We start from the raw sequence: 21,337 nt of genomic DNA, 5'->3' as shown, positions 1-21,337 counted from the left end.
CATTTAAGTAATCATTCGATGCTTACAAGCCTGATCTTCGCTTCGAGGAGTGGTGATGACCGCAACAACCGATGAACTCGATGTCCTGATCGAGAGCCCGCCTCGAACGCGGGCCGGGCGCCGGGTGCCGATCTGGCTGGCGATGCTCGCGGCCTCGCTGCCGATGTTCATGGCAACCCTGGACAACCTGGTGATGACGAGCGCGCTGCCGGTGATCCAGACGGATCTCGGTGCCTCGGTCGGGCAGCTGCAGTGGTTCATGAACGCGTACACGCTGTGCTTCGCGACGCTGATGCTCTCGGCGGCGACGCTCGGGGACCGCTGGGGCAGGCGGCGTATGTTCCTGTTCGGCATCGGGCTGTTCACGGTCGCCTCGATCGCCTCCGCGCTGTCAACCACGCCGGAGCTGCTCATCGCCTCGCGAGCCCTGCAGGGAGCAGGCGCGGCCGCGATCATGCCGCTGTCGCTGACCCTGCTCGCGGGCGCGGTGCCCGCGTCCAAGCGAGCGCTCGCCATCGGTGTCTGGGGCGGGGTGTCCGGCCTCGGCGTCGCGCTCGGCCCTGTGGTCGGCGGGGCCGTGGTCGACGGAGTCTCCTGGCAGGCGATCTTCTGGCTCAACGTCCCGGTCGCGGTGATCGCCGTGCCGCTCGCTCTCTACGCGCTCAGCGAATCCCGCGGCAGGCGTGAGCGACTCGACGTGCTCGGCGTGGTGCTGGCCGGCGCGGGCGTCTTCCTCGGTGTCTGGGGAATCGTGCACGGCAACGACGACGGTTGGACCTCCGCGAGCGTGCTGGGCGCGCTGGTCGGTTCCGTGGTCGTGCTCGGCGCATTCGTGTTCCGCGAGGCACGGACGTCGAATCCCGTGATGCCGCTGCGGCTGTTCCGTTCGCGCAGCTTCTCGATGGCCAACATCATCGGTCTCGCCTTCACGCTCGGCATGTTCGGGGCGGTGTTCCTGCTGGCCCAGTACCTCCAGATCGTGATGGGGTACAGCCCCTTCGAGGCGGGACTGCGAACCCTGCCGTGGACGGCCGCGCCGATGGTGGTGGCGCCCATCGCGGGCATCCTGGCGCCGAGGGTCGGTCTGCGGCCGCTGCTGATCGCCGGCCTCGCCCTGCAGGCGGCGTCACTGGTGTGGATGTCCCAGCTGCTCGAGCCGGGTGCCGCCTACGGCGAGATGGTGCCCGCGTTCGTGATGGCAGGCATCGGCATGGGATTGACCTTCGCCCCGAGCGCGACCGCGGTGCTGGCGGACATGGCGGAGGTGGACCACGCGACCGCCAGTTCCGCGAACTCCACCATCCGGGAGATCGGCGTGGCACTCGGCATCGCGATCCTCACGGCGGTGTTCCTCGGCAACGGCGGCAGTCTCACCCCGGCCGGCTACGCGGAGGGGCTGCAGCCCGCGCTGCTCGTCGGCGCAGGCGCCGTCGGGGTCGCCATCATCGCGGCACTGTTCATGCCGAGCAGGCAGGCGCAGCAGGTCTAGTCGGAGGACGGTCAGGGCTGACCTGGGAACGGTACCGTCGGCGGTGCCGTTCCCAGGACCGCGCGCCAGTTCGCTGCTCGCAGAGCCGTTTCCGTCAGCGCGTCGACCGCCGCCTGGCGGGTGTGCTCGGACTCGGCCCGCTCGATCACCGACCGCCACGCGACCGCGGTGTCGGCCTCGACCGTCGCCGCCAACTGGATCGCGGCGATCGGATCGGCGACAGGGAAGGGCATGGTGTAGCCCGAATCGGCCGCGGGTGCGCGGACCCCGGCAGCGGTGAGCGCATCGATGGTGGCGTCGCGCCTGGCCCGGTGGGCGGCCGCATCGACCGAGATGTCGCCCATCCGGGCGGGGTTCGAGAAGGCGGCGATCAGGCCGTAGGCGTAGACGGCGGCGTGCTCGGCGCGCAGCGCGTCGGACAGTGCCTGCTGCTCCGGCCCGAGTGACGAGGTGGGGCTTGGTGAGGTCACAGCAGCAACACCGCCTGTTCTGCCGCAACGGCGGCGCTGATCGAACCCAGCAGGCCGGCCCGATATCCGGACAGGCGACGGGCCAGGCCCGCGGCGTCGCGCTGGGAGGAGGCGAGCTGGGCGCGCAACTCGTCGATGGTCGGTGGGGGTGGCGGCGGCTCGGTGGGGGAGCCGGTCGGGCTGGGTGAGGGCAGCGCGGTCGGATCGACCCCCGCCGCGCGTGCGACCTCGGCCGAGAGTGCGTCGGCGTGGGCGCCGCGCTCGCTCGCGATGACGCTCAGCGCCCCGGCCCGCTCGGGCGCGAGGGCGGTCGCGGCGGTCGCGGTGGCCGCGTCCCGGCGCGCCGATTCGGCCGCGGAGATCAACGGATCGGGTTCGGAGGAGTCCGGGTCGGAGGAGCCGGACGTGCAGCCGGCGGACAACGCGAGCGCGGTCAGTCCGACCGACGCGGCGCCCGCGATCCGGAAGGCCGAACGCCGGGAGATCGGTGACGGGGTGACGGCTGCAGGCACCCGACCATCTTGGCAGGTGCCCCGTCGATCGCGGCGACCGAGGCTGGTCACGGAGCGGTCGAATGCGCGATATCCTTGATCATCGCGCCGGAAACCATTTCGGGCGCGCACGACTTGTGCACACGAGACCTGCCGACCACAACTGAACGAGGGAGCTCCACTGATGCCGGTTCCGCCGAAGGAGAGGGTGATCGAGCTTCTCTCCGATCTGGTTCATCGCCAGGGATACGACCTGGAGGATGTGGCGGTCACCCTCGCGGGCAAGCACAGTGTGGTCCGCGTGATGATCGACAGCGACACCGGACTCGACCTCGACGACGTCGCGGAGCTCAGCCGGACGATCTCCGAGACCTTCGACGCGACACCCGAATTCGGGGAGGCTCCCTACACGCTCGAGGTCACCTCGCCCGGGATCGACCGGCCGTTGACGGAGGACCGGCACTGGCGCAGGGCGCGTGGCCGCAAGGTCAAGATCGACCTCGCCGACGAGAGCGTGACCGGTCGTGTCGGTCAGCTCGGTGACGGCGTCATCGCGATCGTGCTGCCCGGCAAGGGCGGTCCGTCGGTGCGCGAGATAGCCCTCGCGGACATCGGCAAGGCGGTCGTGCAGGTGGAGTTCTCGCCCCCGAACGAGCGCGAGCTCGAACTGGCCGGTGGTGTGGCCGAGGGTCGGGTGGCCTCGGCACAGATCGATGAGACAGATTTTCAGGTTGATGAAGAGGTAGAGGGGTAGACAAGTGAATATCGACATTGCCGCGCTGCGCGCGATCGAGGTGGAGAAGGGTATCTCCTCAGGCACCATCATCGCGGCGATCCAGACCGCGCTGCTGACCGCGTACCGGCACACCGAGGGCCACCACGCGCACGCGCGGATCGACGTCGACACCAAGACCGGTGTCGTCCGGGTCATGACCCACGACGTCGACGCCGACGGGAACATGATCGGCGAGGAGATCGACGACACCCCTGAGGGCTTCGGGCGGATCGCCGCGACTACCGCGCGCCAGGTGATCCTGCAGCGTCTGCGGGACGCCGAGCACGAGCGCAGCTTCGGTGAATTCTCCACGCACGAAGGCGAAATCGTCGGCGGCGTCATCCAGCGCGACACCAGGGCCAACGCCCGCGGGATGGTCGTCGTGCACATCGGCAGCGAGGCCAGCGGCGCCGAGGGCATCATCCCGGCCGCCGAGCAGGTGCCGGGGGAGAGCTACGAGCACGGCGAGCGGATCAAGTGCTACGTGGTCGGCGTCACCCGCGGCCAGCGTGGCCCGCAGATCACGCTGTCCAGGACGCACCCGAACCTCGTCCGCAAGCTGTTCGCGCTCGAGGTCCCGGAGATCGCGGACGGCTCGGTCGAGATCATCGCCGTCGCCCGCGAGGCCGGTCACCGGTCGAAGATCGCCGTGCAGTCGAGGGTCCAGGGTCTCAACGCCAAGGGTGCGTGCATCGGTCCGATGGGTCAGCGGGTTCGCAATGTGATGAGCGAACTCGCGGGCGAGAAGATCGACATCATCGACTACGACCCGGATCCGGCCCGGTTCGTCGGGAACGCACTCTCCCCGTCGAAAGTGGTGTCGGTCACAGTCGTGGACGCGGATGCGCGTGCCGCCCGGGTTGTCGTCCCCGATTTCCAGTTGTCCCTGGCCATCGGCAAGGAAGGGCAAAATGCCCGCCTGGCAGCGCGGTTGACCGGGTGGCGAATCGACATCCGTAGTGACGCCGAACCCTCCCAGGATCGGCCTGCCGGACCCGCTTCCTCGCGTGTCTAGGGGCGGCATGCGGGAAACTTGCCCGAACAGCGGTAGAGTGGTCAATGGCTCAGCGTGAGCTTTCGGTACAGGCGCGTGCGAAACCGGGAGAACCGGTCCGCACATGCATCGGATGCCGTAAACAAGCGTTGGCCGCTGATCTGCTGAGGATCGTTGCGCGAGAGGTGCAGCCGCAAGGCTGGACGCTGGTGCCCGACCCGCGACGCAGACTCCCGGGGCGAGGTGCCTGGTTGCACCCCGACCCGCAGTGTCTGAGTCAGGCCGAGAAGCGCCGAGCATTCGGCAGAGCACTGCGAGTGTCCGGAAGCCTGGACACGGCGGCCCTCGATCACATGATCGAATCGCTCCCATAACAGAGCAGTACCTCTCGAGAAGTCAGGCAAACACATCATGAGCACACCGTGAAGCACCAGCGATGATCGTCCATCGGAGTTAACCCGAGGTCGTGCGGGCACCAAGCCGCGCTCGACCTCTCAGTGAGGAGAGCAGTGGCAGGCAAGGCCCGCGTGCACGAGTTGGCAAAAGAACTCGGTGTCACAAGTAAGGAACTACTCGCGAGGCTCAAGGAGCAGGGCGAGTTCGTGAAGTCGGCGTCCTCCACCGTGGAGGCCCCGGTTGCACGGCGCATCAGGGAGTCATTCCCCGGCGCACAGTCGGCGGATGCCGAGGCAGCAAAGCCCAAGACCCCGTCGCCCACCGCGGCGAAGCCCGGTGGCCCGCGCCCCGGCCCGAAGCCGGCGGCACCCGCACCGGCAGCCCCGGCTCAGCCGGTCGCCCCCGCGGCCCCGGCAGCGCCGACCCCGGCCCCCGTCGCCCAGCAGCCGGCACCGCGCCCGGCCGCGCCCGCGGCGCCGGTCCCGGCTGCCCCGCCGGTCCCCGCACCCGCGGCTCCGGCAGCGCCTGCGGCACCCGCCGCGAGTGCGGCTCCGGCCGCGCCTGCGGCCCCCGCAGGTCCGAAGCCCGGCCCGAAGCCGCCGCGCGTCGGTAACAACCCGTACTCCTCGGCCCCGGCCGAGCGTCCCGCGCCGCGTCCGGCCCCGGGTGCACCCCGTCCGGGTGCCCCGCGTCCGGCTCCCGGCCAGGGCGGTCCCCGTCCCGCGCCCGGCGCACCGCGTCCGGCCGCAGGTCAGGGCGGTCCCCGTCCGGCTCCCGGCCAGGGTGGCCCGCGTCCGAGCCCCGGCTCGATGCCTCCTCGCCCGAACCCGGGTGCCATGCCGTCCCGTTCGGCTCGTCCCGCTCCCGGTGCCGGTAGGCCCGGCGGCGGCGGCGGTCGTCCCGGTGGTCCGGGCGGTCGTCCGCCCGGTGGCGGCGGATACCGCGGTGGCGGAGCTCCCGGCGCAGGTGCAGGCACGGGCGCTCCCGCCGGTGGCGCTCCCGCAGGTGGTTTCCGCGGTCGTCCCGGTGGCGGCGGTGGCCGTCCCGGACAGCGTGGTGCCGCGGCAGGCGCGTTCGGTCGCCCCGGTGGTGCCGTTCGTCGTGGCCGTAAGTCGAAGCGGGCGAAGCGCGCCGAGTACGAGAGCATGCAGGCTCCCGCAGTCGGTGGCGTCAGGCTGCCTCGCGGCAACGGCGAGACCATCCGTCTCGCCCGCGGCGCGTCGCTGTCCGACTTCGCCGACAAGATCGATGCGAACCCCGCAGCACTCGTGCAGGCGCTGTTCAACCTCGGCGAGATGGTCACGGCCACGCAGTCGGTGAACGACGAGACCCTCGAGTTGCTCGGCGGCGAGATGAACTACGTCGTCCAGGTCGTCAGCCCGGAGGATGAGGACCGCGAGCTGCTCGACTCGTTCGACCTGACCTACGGCGAGGATGCCGGTGGCGAGGAGGACCTCGAGTCCCGTCCGCCGGTGGTCACCGTCATGGGCCACGTCGATCACGGTAAGACCCGACTGCTCGACACGATCCGTAAGGCCAACGTCCGTGAGGGCGAGGCCGGCGGCATCACCCAGCACATCGGCGCCTACCAGGTGCTGACCGAGCTGGACGGCAACGAGCGCCTGGTCACCTTCATCGACACCCCCGGTCACGAGGCCTTCACGGCCATGCGTGCCCGTGGTGCGAAGGCCACCGACATCGCGATCCTCGTGGTCGCGGCCGACGACGGCGTCATGCCGCAGACGGTGGAGGCGATCAACCACGCCCAGGCGGCCGACGTGCCGATCGTGGTCGCGGTGAACAAGATCGACAAGGAGGGGGCAAACCCCGACAAGATCCGCCAGCAGCTCACCGAGTACGGCCTCGTCACCGAGGAGTACGGCGGAGACACCATGTTCGTCAACATCTCGGCCAAGCAGGGCACCAACATCGATGCCCTCCTGGAAGCGGTGCTGCTGACCGCGGATGCCTCCCTGGATCTGCGCGCCAACCCGGACATGGATGCCCAGGGTGTCGCCATCGAGGCGCACCTCGACCGTGGCCGCGGCCCCGTCGCGACCGTGCTCATCCAGCGCGGAACGCTGCGGGTCGGCGACTCGATCGTGGCGGGCGACGCCTACGGACGCGTTCGCCGGATGGTCGACGAGCACGGCAACGACGTGCTCGAGGCGCTGCCCTCGCGTCCCGTCCAGGTGGTCGGCTTCACGTCAGTCCCCGGTGCAGGCGACAACCTGCTCGTGGTCGACGAGGACCGCATCGCCCGGCAGATCGCGGATCGTCGCAATGCGCGCAAGCGCAATGCGCTGGCCGCACGCAGCCGCAAGCGGATCAGCCTCGACGATCTCGATGCAGCGCTCAAGGAGACGAGTCAGCTCAACCTCATCCTCAAGGGCGACAACTCGGGCACCGTGGAGGCGCTCGAAGAGGCCCTGCTCGGCATCCAGATCGACGACGAGGTGCAGTTGCGCGTCATCGACCGCGGTGTCGGTGGCGTGACCGAGACGAACGTGAACCTGGCCTCGGCCTCGAACGCGATCATCATCGGCTTCAACGTCCGGGCCGAGGGCAAGGCAACCGAGCTGGCGAACCGCGAGGGCGTCGACATCCGGTACTACTCGGTGATCTACCAGGCCATCGACGAGATCGAGAAGGCCCTCAAGGGCATGCTCAAGCCGATCTACGAAGAGGTCGAGCTGGGTACGGCCGAGATCCGTGCCATGTTCCGGTCCTCGAAGGTCGGTAACATCGCCGGCTGCCTGGTCACCTCGGGTGTCGTCAAGCGCAACGCCAAGGCACGGCTGCTGCGTGACAACGTGGTCGTGGCCGAGACCGTCACCATCTCCTCGCTCAAGCGGGAGAAGGAGGACGTCACCGAGGTCCGCGACGGTTACGAGTGTGGTCTGACCGTCACGTACAACGACATCAAGGTCGGCGACGTCATCGCGGCGTACGAGCTTCGCGAGAAGCCGCGCGACTGAGCTGAGTGACACCATGTGCGCGCCTCGTCGACCTGTGGTCGGCGGGGCGCGCACTGGGCAGACCGACGGGAGGGCTCGTTGTATCTCGGTGCTCTTGAGCTGGACATCCTGCTGGGCGACGTGCGTTCGCTCAAGGAGAAGCGGTCTGTGGTCAAGCCCGTGATCGCTGCCCTCGCCCGATACGGGGTGTCCGTCGCCGAGACCGGTGAGCACGACCGCTACCGGCGTTCACTGCTCGGTGTCGCGGTCGCGAGTGCCGACGTCGGCCATCTCACCGAGGTGCTCGACACCTGCGAACGGCACGTCGCCGGCAGGCCCGAGTTGCAGTTGCTCGCGGTGCGGCGAAGGATCTTCGGACCCGAGGATTGACTCGGTGTCCGCATGGAATTGAATGGTTTCACCGACGGCAACGCCGTCGGATGATTTCGAGAAGGGACATCCCGTCATGGCAGATCCGGCGAGGGCGCGCAAGCTGGCCAAGCGCATCGCGACGATCGTCGCGTCGGCGATCGGGGGCGAGATCAAGGATCCGCGCCTCGACTTCGTCACGATCACCGATGCCAAGGTCACCGCGGACCTGCACGACGCGACCGTCTACTACACGGTTCGTGGTGTCGACCTCGAGACCGAACCCGATTACGAGGGTGCCGCGGCCGGCCTCGCGAAGGCCACCGGATCGCTGCGCTCCAAGGTGGGCGCGGGTACCGGCGTCCGGTTCACCCCGACCCTGACCTTCGTCGCCGACACCGTGCCCGACACGGCCCGGCACATGGAGGAGCTCCTCGCCAAGGCCCGCGCGGCTGACGACGAGGTGGCCCGTGCGAGGGCGAACGCAACGCATGCGGGCGAGGCCGATCCGTACAAGGAGCCGCGCTCGGTGGACGACGAGGACGACGACCGGGTCGGCGAGGACGACTAGGGCCCGGGATGACCGTGACCGAGCAGAACTCTGACGTCGACCTGGCCGGCGCGGTCGGGTTGCTGTCCGCCGCCGCATCGGTGACGGTGCTGTGCCACATCCAGCCGGATGCGGACACCATCGGCAGCGGGCTCGCCCTTGCGATCGTCCTCGAGCGCAAGGGCATCCCGGTCCAGGTGGCGTTCGCGCGGCCGGACGAACTGCCGGAGTCGATGAGCGGCCTGCCGGGAACACACCTGCTGGCCGCGGCCTCTGAGGTCAACCCCGAGGTGGACCTGTTGGTGACGGTCGACTGCGGTAGCCGTGGTCGGCTCGGTGACCTGGCCGACCGCTTCGACGGCGCGCGCACCAGCCTGGTGATCGACCACCACCGCTCCAACACCCGATACGCCGAGCACAACCTGGTCGACGAGTTGGCCGAGTCGACGACCGCGATCCTCGCACGGCTCCTCGACGAGTGGGGCGTGGAGATCGATCGGGACATCGCACACTGCCTGTACGCCGGTCTGGTCACCGACACCGGTTCGTTCCGCTGGGTCCAGCCCGGTACCCACCTGCTGGCCGAGCGGCTCATCGACACCGGCATCGACTCGGCGGAGATCGCCCGCGTGCTGCTCGACACCCATCCGTTCGGCTGGCTGCCGATGCTGGCCGCGGTGCTCGGGTCGGCGCAGCTGGTCCCCGACTCCGCCGAGGGACTGGGGCTCGTCTACGCGCTGCTCCGGCACGAGGACACCATCGGGATGCGCTCCGAGGAGATCGAGAGCGTGATCGACATCGTGCGGACCACGTCGGAGGCCGAGGTCGCCGCCGTGCTCAAGGAGACCGCACCCGGTCACTGGTCGGTGTCGCTGCGGTCGAAGGCCGCCCTCGACGTGTCGGTCGTCGCCGCTCGGCTCGGCGGGGGCGGACACCGGTTCGCGTCCGGGTACACCGCCGAGGGTGACAGCGAGTACGTCGTCGCCGCGCTGCTCGGCGCCCTCTCATGAGAGACATTGGCTGAGCGGACCGCCCGGCGGAGCCGGGCCGAACCGTCCGCCTCGCGGATTCTGGGGCTCGCGCTACCGGCGCTTGGCGTGCTGGCCGCCGAACCGCTGTACCTGCTCTTCGACATCGCGGTGGTCGGCAGACTCGGCGCGCTCGCGCTTGCCGGGCTGGCCGTCGGCGGGCTGATCCTGGCGCAGGTCAGTACCCAGCTCACCTTCCTCTCCTACGGCACCACCGCGCGCGCCGCCCGGATGCACGGTTCGGGTGACGAGGCGGGCGCGGTCCGCGAGGGCGTACAGGCCACCTACCTCGCCGTTGGTATCGGGCTGGCGATCATCGCCGCGGTCCAGGTCCTGGCCGAGCCGGTCACCTCGCTGATCGCCGGCGGCGGTGACATCGCCGCGGAGGCGCTGTCGTGGCTGCGCATCGCGGTGTTCGGCGCGCCCCTGATCCTGATTGCGATGGCGGGCAACGGCTGGATGCGCGGCGTCCAGAACACGGTGCGCCCGCTGCGCTTCGTGCTGGTGGGACTCGGGCTGTCCGCCGTGCTGTGCCCGGTCCTGGTGCACGGCCTGCTCGGGGCGCCGCGCTGGGAACTGATCGGCTCCGCGGTCGCCAATGTCGTCGGGCAGGCCGTCACGGCGGTGTTCTTCGTCGTGGCGCTGCTGCGGCAGGCCCGCTCCACGGGCTCGGGGGTTTCCCTGCGACCGGACTCGGCGGTGATGCGGGCCCAGGTCGTGCTGGGCCGGGACCTGATCCTGCGGAGCCTCGCCTTCCAGGCCTGCTTCCTGTCGGCGGCTGCCGTCGCGGCCCGGTTCGGGGCTGCCGCGGTCGCCGCCCATCAGGTGGTGCTGCAGCTGTGGAACCTGGTCGCGCTGACCCTGGACTCGCTCGCGATCGCCGCGCAGACACTGGTCGGTGCGGCGCTCGGTGCGGGCAGGGCGGCGCAGGCGAAGGGTCTCGCGCGGCGGCTCACCGAATGGTCGACGGTGTTCGCGGTGGCGCTGGCCACGGCGTTCGCGCTCGGGCACACGGTGATTCCGGGACTGTTCACCGATGACGCCGCCGTCCTCGGCCAGATCGACGTCATCTGGTGGTTCTTCGTCGCGATCATGCCGGTCGCGGGGGTGGTCTTCGCGCTGGACGGGGTGTTGCTCGGCGCGGGCGACGCGCCGTTCCTGCGCAACGCGACGCTCGGTTGTGCGATCGTCGGATTCCTGCCCCTGATCTGGCTCTCGCTCATCCAGGACTGGGGTCTGGCGGGAATCTGGTCGGGGCTTACGGTGTTCATGGTGCTGCGGATGCTGGCCGTCGTGTGGCGGGTGGGTTCCGGCCGATGGGCAGTGACCGGTGCCGATATACAGGCGGGAAGGTAGTGCACGTGACACGCAAGTTGTGGGCGGTGAGCGACACCCATGTCGGGCATCGCGGAAATCGTCCGATCACCGAGGAGCTGTACCCGGATTCGCCGGAGGACTGGCTGATCCTCGCGGGAGACGTCTCGGAGAAGACCGACGACATCGCGTGGGCGCTGAAACTGCTCCGCAGCCGGTTCGAGAAGGTGATCTGGGTGCCCGGCAACCACGAACTGTGGACGACGGCCAAGGATCCCGTCCAGATCCACGGCGCGGCCCGGTACGACTACCTGGTCGCGATGTGTCGTGAGCTCGACGTGATCACGCCGGAGGATCCCTATCCGGTGTGGGAGGGCGAGGGCGGCCCGGCCACCCTCGTTCCGATGTTCCTGCTCTACGACTACACGTTCAGGCCGCCGGGTTCGATCTCCAAGGCACACGCGCTGCAGATCGCGCGGGACAAGAACGTGGTCGCCACCGACGAGTTCCTGCTCTCCTGCGAGCCGTACAGCACCAGGGAGGCCTGGTGTCACGCCAGGGTGGAGTCGACCCGCGCCCGGCTGGACGCGCTGGACCCCAGTGTCCCGACGGTGCTGATCAATCACTTCCCGCTGGTCCGCGAACCCACCTCGGTCTTGTTCTACCCCGAGTTCTCGCTGTGGTGCGGCACCGAGCTGACGGCCGACTGGCACACCCGCTACAACGCCATCTGCAGCGTGTACGGCCACCTGCACATCCCGCGCACCACCTACTACGACGGCGTTCGCTTCGAGGAGGTCTCGCTCGGTTATCCGCGTGAGTGGCAGCGCCGCGGGATGCCCGAGCGGCTGTTGCGCCAGATCCTGCCGGTGCCGGAGTACCCGCCGGGCACGCTGAACAAGTGGGGCGGCCACTTCAAGGTCACCCCGGAGCAGGAAGCCGAGTTCGATGCGATGAGGGCGGGGCGCGCGTGATCGAGAAGATTCTGCCGACCGGCGTCGCGTTCGCCGAACTGTTCGAGGATCCGCCGGGACTCGTGCCGCACCCGCAGGAGGAGTCGCTGATCTCCCGGGCGGTCGAGAAGCGCCGCCGCGAGTTCACCAGCGCGCGGCACTGCGCGCGGGTCGCGCTCGACAAGCTCGGCATGGACCCGGCGCCGATCCTCAAGGGCGAGCGGGGCGTTCCGTTGTTCCCGCGCGGGGTGGTCGGCAGCCTGACGCACTGCGACGGCTACCGAGGCGCGGTCCTCGGCTACTCGATGCAGGTCCGGTCGGTCGGCATCGACGCGGAGCCGCACGGTCCGCTCCCTGACGGCGTCCTGGACGCGGTCAGCCTGCCGGAGGAGCGCACCGCGATCGCGGCCGCCGAGGCGGGCGTCGTGCACTGGGACCGGATCCTCTTCTGCGCCAAGGAGGCCACCTACAAGGCATGGTTCCCCGTGACCGGCCGCTGGCTCGGGTTCGAGGACGCGCACATCACCTTCACCCTGTCCGAGGCCGCGGAGGGCGCGGCGGCGGGCACCTTCCACTCGAAGCTGTTGGTGCCGGGGGAGGCGACGTCGGGCCCGCCGCTGTCCTCGTTCGACGGACGCTGGATGGTCGCCGACGGCCTGGTGATCACCGCGATCACCGTCCAGTAGTCTCGAAACCCGTGTCTTCTCACCGCAAACCGTCCTCCGGCCTCGTTGGCGCCGGGCTGCTGATCGTCGACAAGGACGCGGGGATGACCAGCCACGACGTCGTGGCCCGGTGTCGCAAGATCCTGAACACGCGCAAGGTCGGGCATGCGGGCACCCTCGATCCGATGGCCACCGGTGTGCTGGTCCTCGGCGTCGAGCGGGCCACCAAGCTGCTCGGGCTGCTGGCCCTGACCACCAAGGCGTACACGGCGACGATCCGGCTCGGCCAGGCGATGACCACCGACGATGCCGAGGGCGAGCTGATCTCGGAGGCAGACGCCTCCGCCGTCACCGACGCCGAGATCGCGGCCGTGATGGCCACGCTGACCGGCGACATCTCGCAGGTCCCGGCCAGCGTCAGCGCGATCAAGGTGGACGGGCAGCGGGCCCACAAGCTGATCCGCGCGGGCGAGGAGTTCGAACTCAAGGCCCGGCCCGTCACGGTGGACCGGTTCGCGCTGACCGAGACGAGGCGCCAGGGGCCGTTCGTCGATCTCGACGTGGAGGTCGAGTGCTCGTCCGGAACCTACGTCCGGGCGCTGGCCCGCGATCTGGGCGCCGCGCTCGGCGTCGGGGGACACCTGACCGTGCTGCGGCGCACCCGGGTCGGCCCGTTCTCCCTTGAGCACGCGCGCACCCTCGAGGCACTCGCCGAGGACCCGGCGGTCAGCCTCGACATCGATCAGGCCGCCCAGACCGCGTTCGCGCACCGGCAGATCACCGCGGACGAGGCCGAGTCGATCAGCCAGGGTCGGTGGCTCGAGCCGATCGGGATCCCGGGCACCTATGCGGCCATCGACCCGGGCGGCCACACGATCGCACTGCTGCAGGAGCGTGGCAGGCGAGCCAGTTCGGTGATGGTGGTCCGCCCGGCGACGTTGCGGGACCACTAGCCCGAATCGGGCGAATCCTCGACCCGCACCCCCGGCCGCAGTAGCCGCCAGGCCAGCACCAGCAGTGCTGCGACACCGAGCAGGAGCAGCACGGCCGTCGTCGGGATGGAATCGCCGAACCGCATGACCTGGGTCTCCAGCGCGAAACCGGTATCGGCTCCGATGGTTCCTGCCAGGGCTGAGGTGCCGTCGGACAGCAGGAACAGGACGCCGACGGCAATGAAGAAGACGCCGGAGATCAGCGATGTGGTGTGCAGGTGGAAGCGGCCGAGCGTGATGGCGCGACCTCGCAGCCAGCGGCGATGACCCAGATCGAAGCGGTCCCAGAGGATCGCCATCAGGAACAGCGGCATGGCCATCCCGAGGGCGTAGACGGCAAGTAGCGAGCCGCCGTGGAGGGGGGAGGAACTCAGTGCCGCGACGGTGAGGATCGAGCCGAGGATGGGGCCGACACAGAAACCGGACAGGCCGTAGACCATGCCGAGCAGATAGACGGCGCCACCCCTGTCCGAGCGGCCGTGCTGGGCCATCTTGCGCTGCGTGAACTCGAATGTGAAACCGCGGCCGAGGATCTGGAGGATGCCCAGCACGATGATGGTCACGCCGCCGACGGTGATCACCGTGTCGCGGTGCCGGGAGAGCACCCCTCCCAGGAGGGAACCGGCCGCGCCCAACGGTACGAGAGTCGTGCACAGGCCCAGGTAGAACGTGCCGGTTCGGGTGATCAGCTTGCCGGTGGAGTTGAAGGAGTAGGCGAAGAAACTGGGCAGCAGTAGCGCGCTGCACGGGCTGAGCAGGGCGAGCAGTCCGCCGAGGAAGGCTGCGCCGTATCCGATTCCGAAGCTCACTACCGACCCGCCTCGGTGCCGTCCTGCAGTCCGGCTTCGATGACCGCGATCATCTGCTCGATCGGACGCGCGCCGAGTACGGGCCGGCCATTGATCAGGAAGGCGGGGGTGGAATTGATGCCGATGCCGATCGCCTCGTCGACATCGGTCTTCATGGCGGCGCGCGCGGCATCGGAATCCATGTCGGCACGGAACCGGGTCAGGTCCGCGACTCCGGCCTGCCCGGCCCATTCGGTCAGCCGATCGGCGGTGTAGACGCCGGTGTTCTTCTTGGCGGGCGAGTGCTCGAACATGATCGCGTGCATTTCCGGGAACTTGCCCTGCTGCCCGGCCGCCCAGACTGCGCGCGCCGCGAGTTCGGATTCGTCGCCGAAGATCGCGAGGTTGCGCCATTCGATCCGCAACTGGCCGCTGTCGACGTACTTCTCGACGAGTTCGGGCTCGGTGTTCTGTGCGAACTGGCGGCAGAACGGGCACTGGAAATCGGAGTACTCGATCATGACCACGGGTGCGGTCACCGAGCCCCGTGCCATCGGGTCGGCGGCATCGCGACGCGCGAATGCGGCCAGCTGTCGGTACATCTCACTGTCGCCGGACTGCGTCGCGGTGGCCTTACCCGCCTGCTCGGACTCGGCGCTCGTGCCGCTGTCGAACTGGGAGATCGCCAGGACCAGCAGTACGACGGCTGCGAGGACGGCGAGCCCCGCAGCGAACTTACGGGTGGGTGAACTGGTGGGAATCGACTTCCTGGGACGACGCTGGGGACGGACAGACATGATGGGAGGGCTCCTGACTGCGCGCGCCGACTCACCGGGCGCGCGAACTACGAATTGACGACATGACAAAGCCAGGCCCGAGCACCACCCCGTCGGGGTGATGTCGAGGCCGGGTGAGGTCGTCTAAATTCGCAGAATGGTGGTCAGGTCCAGGGCAGGCGGTGGGGGACCGGTTGCCCCGATCAGCCGGACGTCGGCGTGGATCGAGCGCCCGAGCGCCACCGCCGTCGGCACCTCGTAGCCGGCGAGCGGCACCCGCAGGTCCTCGCGGTGCGGGACCCCCGCCTGGATCGGTGCCACCGGTGCCGGATCCTGACGGCAGGCGGGTGACTTTCCGATGGCAGCCTGTAGATCCGCGGTGACCGGCACGACGTGGGCGAGCGAGGAACCTTCGGCAACCGCGGTCCGCTCGGCGAGCGGGCAGGCCGCGATGATCCCGATGATCATTCCGATGATCGCGGTCAGCACGCCGCCGAGCAGCATGGTCCGATGCCGCCGAGAGGGCCGCCGATGCGACCCGGATCGGGAACTCACTCGCCGCACCCCGGTCAGTCCTCGACGAGCCAGATCGCCTCGGCGGCCGGATTGCCCAGGTCCACGGTGTCGTCGACACCGTCCCCGAGCCGGACCGAGACGGTGCCTGCGAAGTCGCGCCGTTCGACCACCGTGATCGTCAGGTCGAGGGCGATCCCCACCGTGTCGAAGTACCGCAGCATCGCCGGGTCGGAGTCGGAGATCCGCGCCACCCTGCCGCTCTCGCCGTCCGCGAAATCGCTGAGCTGCCGGGCGGGCGGGGTCGGGATCGCGCCGTCGGCGGTCGGGATCGGGTCGCCGTGCGGGTCCCGCTCCGGATGGCCCAGCTTGGCGTCGATCCGGGCGATCATCAGCTCCGAGACCGCGTGCTCGAGGACCTCGGCCTCGTCGTGCACCTCGTCCCAGCCGTAGCCGAGTTCGTTGACCAGGAAGGTCTCGATCAGCCGATGCCTGCGGACCATGCCGATCGCGGCGGCCCGGCCCCGGTCGGTCAGCGCGATCGAGCCGTAGCGGGCGTGGTCCACCAGACCCTGGCCCGCGAGCTTGCGGATCGCCTCGGACACCGTGGAGGCCGACACCCCGATCTTCTCGGAGAGCATCTTCGTCGAGACGTGCTCACCGGACCATTCGCCTGCCGTCCAGATCACCTTGAGGTAGTCCTGCGCGACGGTGGTCAGGGATTCCGGCGCTGCCGGACTCCCGGTCTCGCTCGGTCCACTCTTGCTCTCGGCCACGATCATGAGCTTAGGCAATGCACGCGTGCGGGCATAAGCCGACACTCTCGAGGCCCGGGGGCGGGGGGACCCGACAGGGGGATTCGTGGGCAATAGGGGCTGCGGACACGGGCCTGCCCCTATTCGACCCCTAACGCGTGCTCGACGTCCCGGCAAGCGGCATCCGCGCTGGTATCAATATGCGATGACCTCCTCGATGATGACCGACACGATGACGACCGATGCGGTGACGGTTCAGTCGGCGCCCTCGGGTGGCCCCACGACTCCAGTCCCGGTCTCGACAGCTCGGCTGACCGCCGACGAGCGCCGCCGCCAACTGATCGAGTGTGCGCTGGACATCGCCGAGCGCGGCGGGATCGGCGCGGTCACGGTGCGGGCGATCGCGCGGGAGGCAGGCATCTCCCTCGGGATGGTGCACTACTGCTTCGCGAGCAAGGAAGCACTGCTGACGGAGATGGCCGAGAGGCTGGTGCTCGAGCTGAGCACGGCCTCCCAGATGATGCTCGCCGCGGTGGCCGACGCGCAGCAAGAGCCCGGGCGGGCGGGCCTGCACGAGTTGGTCCGGATCGGGCTGAATGCCATGTGGTCGATCGTCGAGGCAAATCCGAACCGCAGGTTGCTCACCTACGAGATCGCCACGCACGCCCTGCGCCTGCGCGAGGCCGGGTCGCCGGACGCGGGGGACGTGGTCGGCGAGCAGTACCGGATCATGGACCGGGAGGTCACGGCGTTTCTCGACGAGAGTGCGGTCCGCACCGGGATGGTGTGGACGGAGCCGGTCGCGGCGATCGCGCACCGCAACCTGTCCATCGTCGACGGTCTTGTGCTGCGCTGGTTGGTGGACCGGGACACCGACGCGATCGCCGCCGGACTCGCCGAGGTCGCGAACGCGATCGCCGCGAAGGCCCTCGAGTCCTGAGCCGAAGGTGACGCGCTCGGACCGGGGCCGTAGGCTGCCACTCGTGCAGAGATGGCGTGGTCTCGACGAAGTGCCTGCCGACTGGGGTCGTTGCGTTCTCACGATCGGCGTTTTCGATGGCGTGCACCGTGGGCACGCACAACTGATCAGCAGGGCGGTCAAGGCCGCCAGCGAGCGTGGAATCGCAAGTGTGCTCATGACTTTCGATCCGCATCCGGCCGAGGTCGTGCGCGCGGGCAGTCACCCCGCGCAGTTGACGACGCTCGCGCGCAGGGCGGAACTGGCCGAGGAACTCGGCATCGACGTCTTCTGCGTGATGCCGTTCACCCCGGAGTTCATGAAGCTGACCCCCGAGCGCTACGTGCACGAGATCCTCGTGGAGCGGCTGCACGTCGCGGAGGTGGTGGTCGGCGAGAACTTCACCTTCGGGCGCAAGGCGGCGGGCAACGTGGACCTGCTGCGCAAGACCGGCGAACGGTTCGGCTTCGCGGTCGACGGGGTCAGCCTGCTGGCCGAACACGCGGTGACCTTCTCGTCGACGTACATCCGCTCGTGTGTGGACGCGGGCGACGTCGCGGCCGCTTCCGAGGCCCTGGGTCGACCGCACCGGGTCGAGGGTGTGGTGGTGCACGGCGACGGGCGCGGCCGCCAGCTCGGCTTCCCCACGGCGAACATCGCGCCCCCGATGTACTCGGCGATTCCCGCGGACGGCGTGTACGCGGCGTGGTTCACCGTTCTCGGCGCAGGACCGCTGACCGGAACCGTCGTTCCTGGCGAGCGGCACCAGGCGGCGGTGTCGGTGGGCACCAACCCGACGTTCTCCGGACGCACCCGCACGGTCGAGGCGTTCGTGCTCGACGGTGAGGCCGATCTGTACGGCCAGCACGTCGCGGTCGATTTCGTCGAGCGACTGCGGGGCATGGAGAAGTTCGACTCGGTCGATGAACTCGTCGCGCAGATGGGCAGGGACGCGGAGCGCTCGCGCGAGATCCTGATCGAGGCCGACCTGCGTCACGGTGAGTAATTCGCCCCGAATGCCCTGGTAGTATCTCCTGTCGGTGTGTGCTGCGGTCCGCGGTGGCCGCACCAACTGGGGCGAACATCTTCGGGTGGGAGCCCCGGTTCCAATCACGCGGACGTCAGTTACAGGAGATTCACAGTGGCATTGACCACCGAAGAGAAGAAGGCCGTGCTCGGCGAGTACGGACTGCACGAGACCGACACCGGTTCGCCGGAGGCGCAGGTGGCGATGCTCACCAAGCGCATCGTCGACCTCACCGAGCACCTGAAGAAGCACAAGCACGACCACCACTCCCGCCGCGGCCTGCTGCTGCTGGTCGGACGCCGTCGTCGTCTGCTCAAGTACGTTCAGAAGGTCGACATCGCGCGTTACCGCTCGCTGATCGAGCGTCTGGGCCTGCGTCGATAATTCGGCGTACACGGTGACCCGCGACACGTTGCGGGTCATCTGGACGTGAACTTCCCGGTAGCCAGCGAGCCGAGTGCATAGACTTGGCCTCGCTGGCTACCGGTGTTTTTCGCGCCGCAGCTTTAGCATCGGATCCACGGGATCCAGCCGTACGTACCTGAAGCCGTGGCGTCGGTCCTCGGTAGTGGTCACTCGGACGCGTCGATCTCAAGACGGCGCCAATCCGGAGGGCTTCGATCGATGACCGCCTCCGCGCAGCGACGTTCCCGCCCGCCTCGGGCGCTGGACCGTCGTGATGGTGCGCGTCGCAGCCAGGAGGGCTGCGACGCCCACACACGGATACGGCAAAAGACGAGAGGACGAGAAGAGAAAAGATGACAGAGAATTCCGCAGTAGAGGTCGACGAGGGCGTGTTCGAATCCACCGCCGTGATCGACAACGGGAGCTACGGCACCCGCACCATCCGTTTCGAGACCGGTCGTCTCGCGCAGCAGGCCGCAGGCTCCGTCGTCGCCTACCTGGACGACGAGACCATGCTGCTGTCGGCCACCACGGCCAGCAAGCACCCCAAGGAGCACTTCGACTTCTTCCCCCTCACGGTGGACGTCGAGGAGCGCATGTACGCCGCGGGCCGTATCCCCGGCTCTTTCTTCCGTCGTGAGGGCCGTCCCTCCACGGACGCGATCCTGACCTGCCGTCTGATCGACCGGCCGCTGCGCCCGTCCTTCGTCGACGGTCTGCGCAACGAGATCCAGGTCGTCGTGACGGTCCTGAGCCTGGACCCGAAGGACCTGTACGACGTGGTCGCGATCAACGCCGCCTCGGCGTCGACGCAGATCGCGGGCCTGCCGTTCTCCGGCCCGGTCGGTGGCGTTCGTGTCGCGCTGCTCACCTCGGACGAGAACAAGAAGGGCCAGTGGGTCGCCTTCCCGACCGTCGAGCAGCTCGAGACCGCGGTCTTCGACATGGTCGTCGCCGGCCGTATCGTCTCCGGTTCCGGTGACGACGCCGACGTCGCGATCATGATGGTCGAGGCCGAGGCCCCCGCGCACGTGATCGACCTGATCGACGGCGGCGCGCAGGCGCCGACCGAGGCGATCGTGGCCGAGGGCCTCGAGGCCGCCAAGCCGTTCATCGCGCGTCTGTGCGCCGCTCAGCAGGCACTCGCCGCCAAGGCTGCCAAGCCGACCGGCGACTACCCGGTGTTCCCGGCCTACCAGGACGACGTCTTCGCCGCCGTGGAGAAGGCCGCAGCCGACAAGCTCAGCGCCGCACTGACCATCGCGGGCAAGCAGGAGCGCGACGACAAGACCGACGAGATCAAGGTCGAGGTCCTCGAGCAGGTCGCCCCGAACTTCGAGGGTCGCGAGAAGGAGATCGGCGCGGCGTTCCGCTCGCTGACCAAGAAGCTCGTGCGCCAGCGGATCCTCAAGGATCACTTCCGCATCGACGGCCGCGGCATCACGGACATCCGTTCGCTGTCGGCCGAGGTCGCGGTCATCCCGCGGGCCCACGGCTCCGCGCTGTTCGAGCGTGGCGAGACCCAGATCATGGGCGTCACCACCCTCGACATGGTCAAGATGGCGCAGCAGATCGACTCGCTGGGCCCCGAGACCAGCAAGCGCTACATGCACCACTACAACTTCCCGCCGTACTCCACCGGTGAGACCGGTCGCGTCGGCTCGCCGAAGCGTCGCGAGATCGGCCACGGCGCCCTCGCCGAGCGCGCCCTGATGCCGGTGCTGCCGAGCCAGGACGAGTTCCCGTACGCGATCCGTCAGGTCTCGGAGGCGTTGAGCTCCAACGGTTCCACCTCGATGGGCTCCGTCTGTGCCTCGACCCTGTCGCTGCTCAACGCCGGTGTGCCGCTGAAGGCTCCGGTCGCGGGCATCGCCATGGGCCTGGTCTCCGACCAGGTCGACGGTGAGACCCGGTACGTGGCGCTGACCGACATCCTCGGTGCCGAGGATGCGTTCGGCGACATGGACTTCAAGGTCGCGGGCACGAAGGACTTCGTCACGGCGCTGCAGCTGGACACGAAGCTCGACGGCATCCCGTCCAAGGTGCTGGCAGGCGCGCTGTCGCAGGCGCACGACGCCCGCACCACGATCCTCGAGGTCATGGCCGAGGCCATCGACACCCCGGACGAGATGAGCCCCTACGCCCCGCGCGTCACGGCCATCAAGGTGCCGGTCGACAAGATCGGCGAGGTCATCGGGCCCAAGGGCAAGATGATCAACTCGATCACCGAGCAGACCGGTGCGAACATCTCCATCGAGGACGACGGCACCGTGTTCGTCGGCGCCACCGATGGTCCGTCTGCGCAGGCCGCGATCGACATGATCAACGCCATCGCCAACCCGCAGCTGCCCAAGGTGGGCGAGCGCTTCCTCGGCACGGTCGTCAAGACCACCGCCTTCGGCGCGTTCGTCTCGCTGCTCCCGGGCCGCGACGGGCTGGTGCACATCTCGAAGCTGGGCAACGGCAAGCGGATCGCCAAGGTCGAGGACGTGGTCAACGTGGGCTCCAAGCTCCGCGTCGAGATCGCCGACATCGACAACCGCGGCAAGATCTCGCTGATCCCCGTCGAGGACGAGGCCGCTGCGGCCGACGCGCCTGCTGACGCGGCCGCCGACGAGGCGACCGACTCGGAGTAGATCCGGGCCGAACCGCTGGTAGAGCACCGGTGCCCC

At 69.0% G+C, this 21,337-nt stretch carries 22 protein-coding genes; 16 read left to right on the top strand and 6 right to left on the bottom strand.

Annotation, left to right across the window (positions count from 1 at the left end):
- Positions 1–55 precede the first annotated feature (55 nt).
- On the top strand, positions 56–1,489 hold the full coding sequence (locus tag ACWFRB_RS10170) for a DHA2 family efflux MFS transporter permease subunit (protein WP_452640712.1): 1,434 nt from the start codon (positions 56–58) through the stop codon (positions 1,487–1,489).
- Positions 1,490–1,500: 11 nt separating this feature from the next.
- Here the strand turns inward: ACWFRB_RS10170 and ACWFRB_RS10165 are convergent, their stop codons facing one another.
- Positions 1,501–1,959, bottom strand: a complete 459-nt coding sequence (locus ACWFRB_RS10165; protein ID WP_452640711.1) for a ferritin-like domain-containing protein — start codon at positions 1,957–1,959, stop codon at positions 1,501–1,503.
- Complete coding sequence (locus ACWFRB_RS10160) at positions 1,956–2,471, bottom strand: hypothetical protein (protein WP_452640710.1); 516 nt, start codon at positions 2,469–2,471, stop codon at positions 1,956–1,958. The genes ACWFRB_RS10165 and ACWFRB_RS10160 overlap by 4 nt, the downstream gene beginning before the upstream one ends.
- A 163-nt stretch (positions 2,472–2,634) precedes the next feature.
- Here ACWFRB_RS10160 and rimP point away from each other — a divergent pair, with 163 nt between their 5' ends.
- From rimP to truB, 11 genes are all read left to right on the top strand, one after another.
- Positions 2,635–3,204, top strand: a complete 570-nt coding sequence (gene rimP / locus ACWFRB_RS10155) for a ribosome maturation factor RimP (protein ID WP_452640708.1) — start codon at positions 2,635–2,637, stop codon at positions 3,202–3,204.
- A 4-nt stretch (positions 3,205–3,208) separates the two neighbouring features.
- Positions 3,209–4,240, top strand: a complete 1,032-nt coding sequence (gene nusA, locus ACWFRB_RS10150) for a transcription termination factor NusA (protein ID WP_452640706.1) — start codon at positions 3,209–3,211, stop codon at positions 4,238–4,240.
- Between the two features lie 44 nt (positions 4,241–4,284).
- Positions 4,285–4,593: a YlxR family protein gene (locus tag ACWFRB_RS10145; RefSeq protein WP_452640704.1), complete on the top strand. Its 309-nt coding sequence runs from the start codon at positions 4,285–4,287 to the stop codon at positions 4,591–4,593.
- A gap of 135 nt (positions 4,594–4,728) precedes the next feature.
- Positions 4,729–7,593 carry a translation initiation factor IF-2 gene (gene infB / locus ACWFRB_RS10140; RefSeq protein ID WP_452640702.1) on the top strand — a complete coding sequence of 955 codons (2,865 nt, stop codon included), beginning with the start codon at positions 4,729–4,731 and terminating at the stop codon, positions 7,591–7,593.
- Between the two features lie 78 nt (positions 7,594–7,671).
- Positions 7,672–7,962 (top strand): DUF503 domain-containing protein, encoded by a 291-nt coding sequence (locus ACWFRB_RS10135; RefSeq protein ID WP_097211154.1) that lies wholly within the window; start codon positions 7,672–7,674, stop codon positions 7,960–7,962.
- A gap of 76 nt (positions 7,963–8,038) precedes the next feature.
- Positions 8,039–8,512: a 30S ribosome-binding factor RbfA gene (gene rbfA / locus ACWFRB_RS10130; protein ID WP_452640700.1), complete on the top strand. Its 474-nt coding sequence runs from the start codon at positions 8,039–8,041 to the stop codon at positions 8,510–8,512.
- An 8-nt stretch (positions 8,513–8,520) separates the two neighbouring features.
- Positions 8,521–9,501, top strand: a complete 981-nt coding sequence (locus ACWFRB_RS10125; RefSeq protein WP_452640699.1) for a DHH family phosphoesterase — start codon at positions 8,521–8,523, stop codon at positions 9,499–9,501.
- A 6-nt stretch (positions 9,502–9,507) separates the two neighbouring features.
- Positions 9,508–10,875, top strand: a complete 1,368-nt coding sequence (locus ACWFRB_RS10120) for an MATE family efflux transporter (protein ID WP_452640698.1) — start codon at positions 9,508–9,510, stop codon at positions 10,873–10,875.
- 5 nt (positions 10,876–10,880) lie between these two features.
- Positions 10,881–11,807 (top strand): metallophosphoesterase family protein, encoded by a 927-nt coding sequence (locus ACWFRB_RS10115; RefSeq protein WP_452640696.1) that lies wholly within the window; start codon positions 10,881–10,883, stop codon positions 11,805–11,807.
- Entirely contained in the window at positions 11,804–12,472 is a 669-nt protein-coding gene (gene npt, locus ACWFRB_RS10110; protein ID WP_452640695.1) for a 4'-phosphopantetheinyl transferase Npt, read from the top strand. Before ACWFRB_RS10115 ends, npt begins: the two co-directional genes overlap by 4 nt.
- 11 nt (positions 12,473–12,483) lie before the next feature.
- Complete coding sequence (gene truB / locus ACWFRB_RS10105) at positions 12,484–13,404, top strand: tRNA pseudouridine(55) synthase TruB (RefSeq protein ID WP_452640694.1); 921 nt, start codon at positions 12,484–12,486, stop codon at positions 13,402–13,404.
- Here truB and ACWFRB_RS10100 read toward each other — a convergent pair.
- From ACWFRB_RS10100 to ACWFRB_RS10085, 4 genes are all read right to left on the bottom strand, one after another.
- Positions 13,401–14,252 carry a cytochrome c biogenesis CcdA family protein gene (locus ACWFRB_RS10100; RefSeq protein ID WP_452640692.1) on the bottom strand — a complete coding sequence of 284 codons (852 nt, stop codon included), beginning with the start codon at positions 14,250–14,252 and terminating at the stop codon, positions 13,401–13,403. The two genes, truB and ACWFRB_RS10100, sit on opposite strands and share 4 nt — an antisense overlap.
- On the bottom strand, positions 14,252–15,028 hold the full coding sequence (locus ACWFRB_RS10095) for a DsbA family protein (RefSeq protein WP_452640690.1): 777 nt from the start codon (positions 15,026–15,028) through the stop codon (positions 14,252–14,254). The genes ACWFRB_RS10100 and ACWFRB_RS10095 overlap by 1 nt, the downstream gene beginning before the upstream one ends.
- A 123-nt stretch (positions 15,029–15,151) precedes the next feature.
- Positions 15,152–15,562, bottom strand: coding sequence for a hypothetical protein (locus ACWFRB_RS10090; RefSeq protein ID WP_452640688.1), 411 nt, complete (start codon positions 15,560–15,562; stop codon positions 15,152–15,154).
- 14 nt (positions 15,563–15,576) lie between these two features.
- Entirely contained in the window at positions 15,577–16,302 is a 726-nt protein-coding gene (locus ACWFRB_RS10085) for a metal-dependent transcriptional regulator (protein ID WP_452640686.1), read from the bottom strand.
- 178 nt (positions 16,303–16,480) lie between these two features.
- Between ACWFRB_RS10085 and ACWFRB_RS10080 the strand changes: the two genes are divergently transcribed.
- The 4 genes from ACWFRB_RS10080 (at position 16,481) to ACWFRB_RS10065 (ending at position 21,301) form a co-directional block, all read left to right on the top strand.
- On the top strand, positions 16,481–17,215 hold the full coding sequence (locus ACWFRB_RS10080; RefSeq protein WP_452640684.1) for a TetR/AcrR family transcriptional regulator: 735 nt from the start codon (positions 16,481–16,483) through the stop codon (positions 17,213–17,215).
- Positions 17,216–17,258: 43 nt separating this feature from the next.
- Complete coding sequence (locus tag ACWFRB_RS10075; protein ID WP_211243317.1) at positions 17,259–18,239, top strand: bifunctional riboflavin kinase/FAD synthetase; 981 nt, start codon at positions 17,259–17,261, stop codon at positions 18,237–18,239.
- A gap of 135 nt (positions 18,240–18,374) precedes the next feature.
- The gene (rpsO, locus tag ACWFRB_RS10070; RefSeq protein ID WP_097211165.1) at positions 18,375–18,644 is read left to right on the top strand and encodes a 30S ribosomal protein S15; all 270 of its coding nucleotides are present in this window, start codon (positions 18,375–18,377) and stop codon (positions 18,642–18,644) included.
- Positions 18,645–19,018: 374 nt separating this feature from the next.
- The gene (locus ACWFRB_RS10065; protein ID WP_452640682.1) at positions 19,019–21,301 is read left to right on the top strand and encodes a polyribonucleotide nucleotidyltransferase; all 2,283 of its coding nucleotides are present in this window, start codon (positions 19,019–19,021) and stop codon (positions 21,299–21,301) included.
- The last annotated feature ends 36 nt before the right edge of the window (positions 21,302–21,337 follow it).

This window comes from Rhodococcus sp. NPDC055112, from assembly GCF_053607505.1.
Note: the sequence above shows the minus strand (reverse complement) of the source record. Positions and strands in the feature narration are given on the sequence as shown.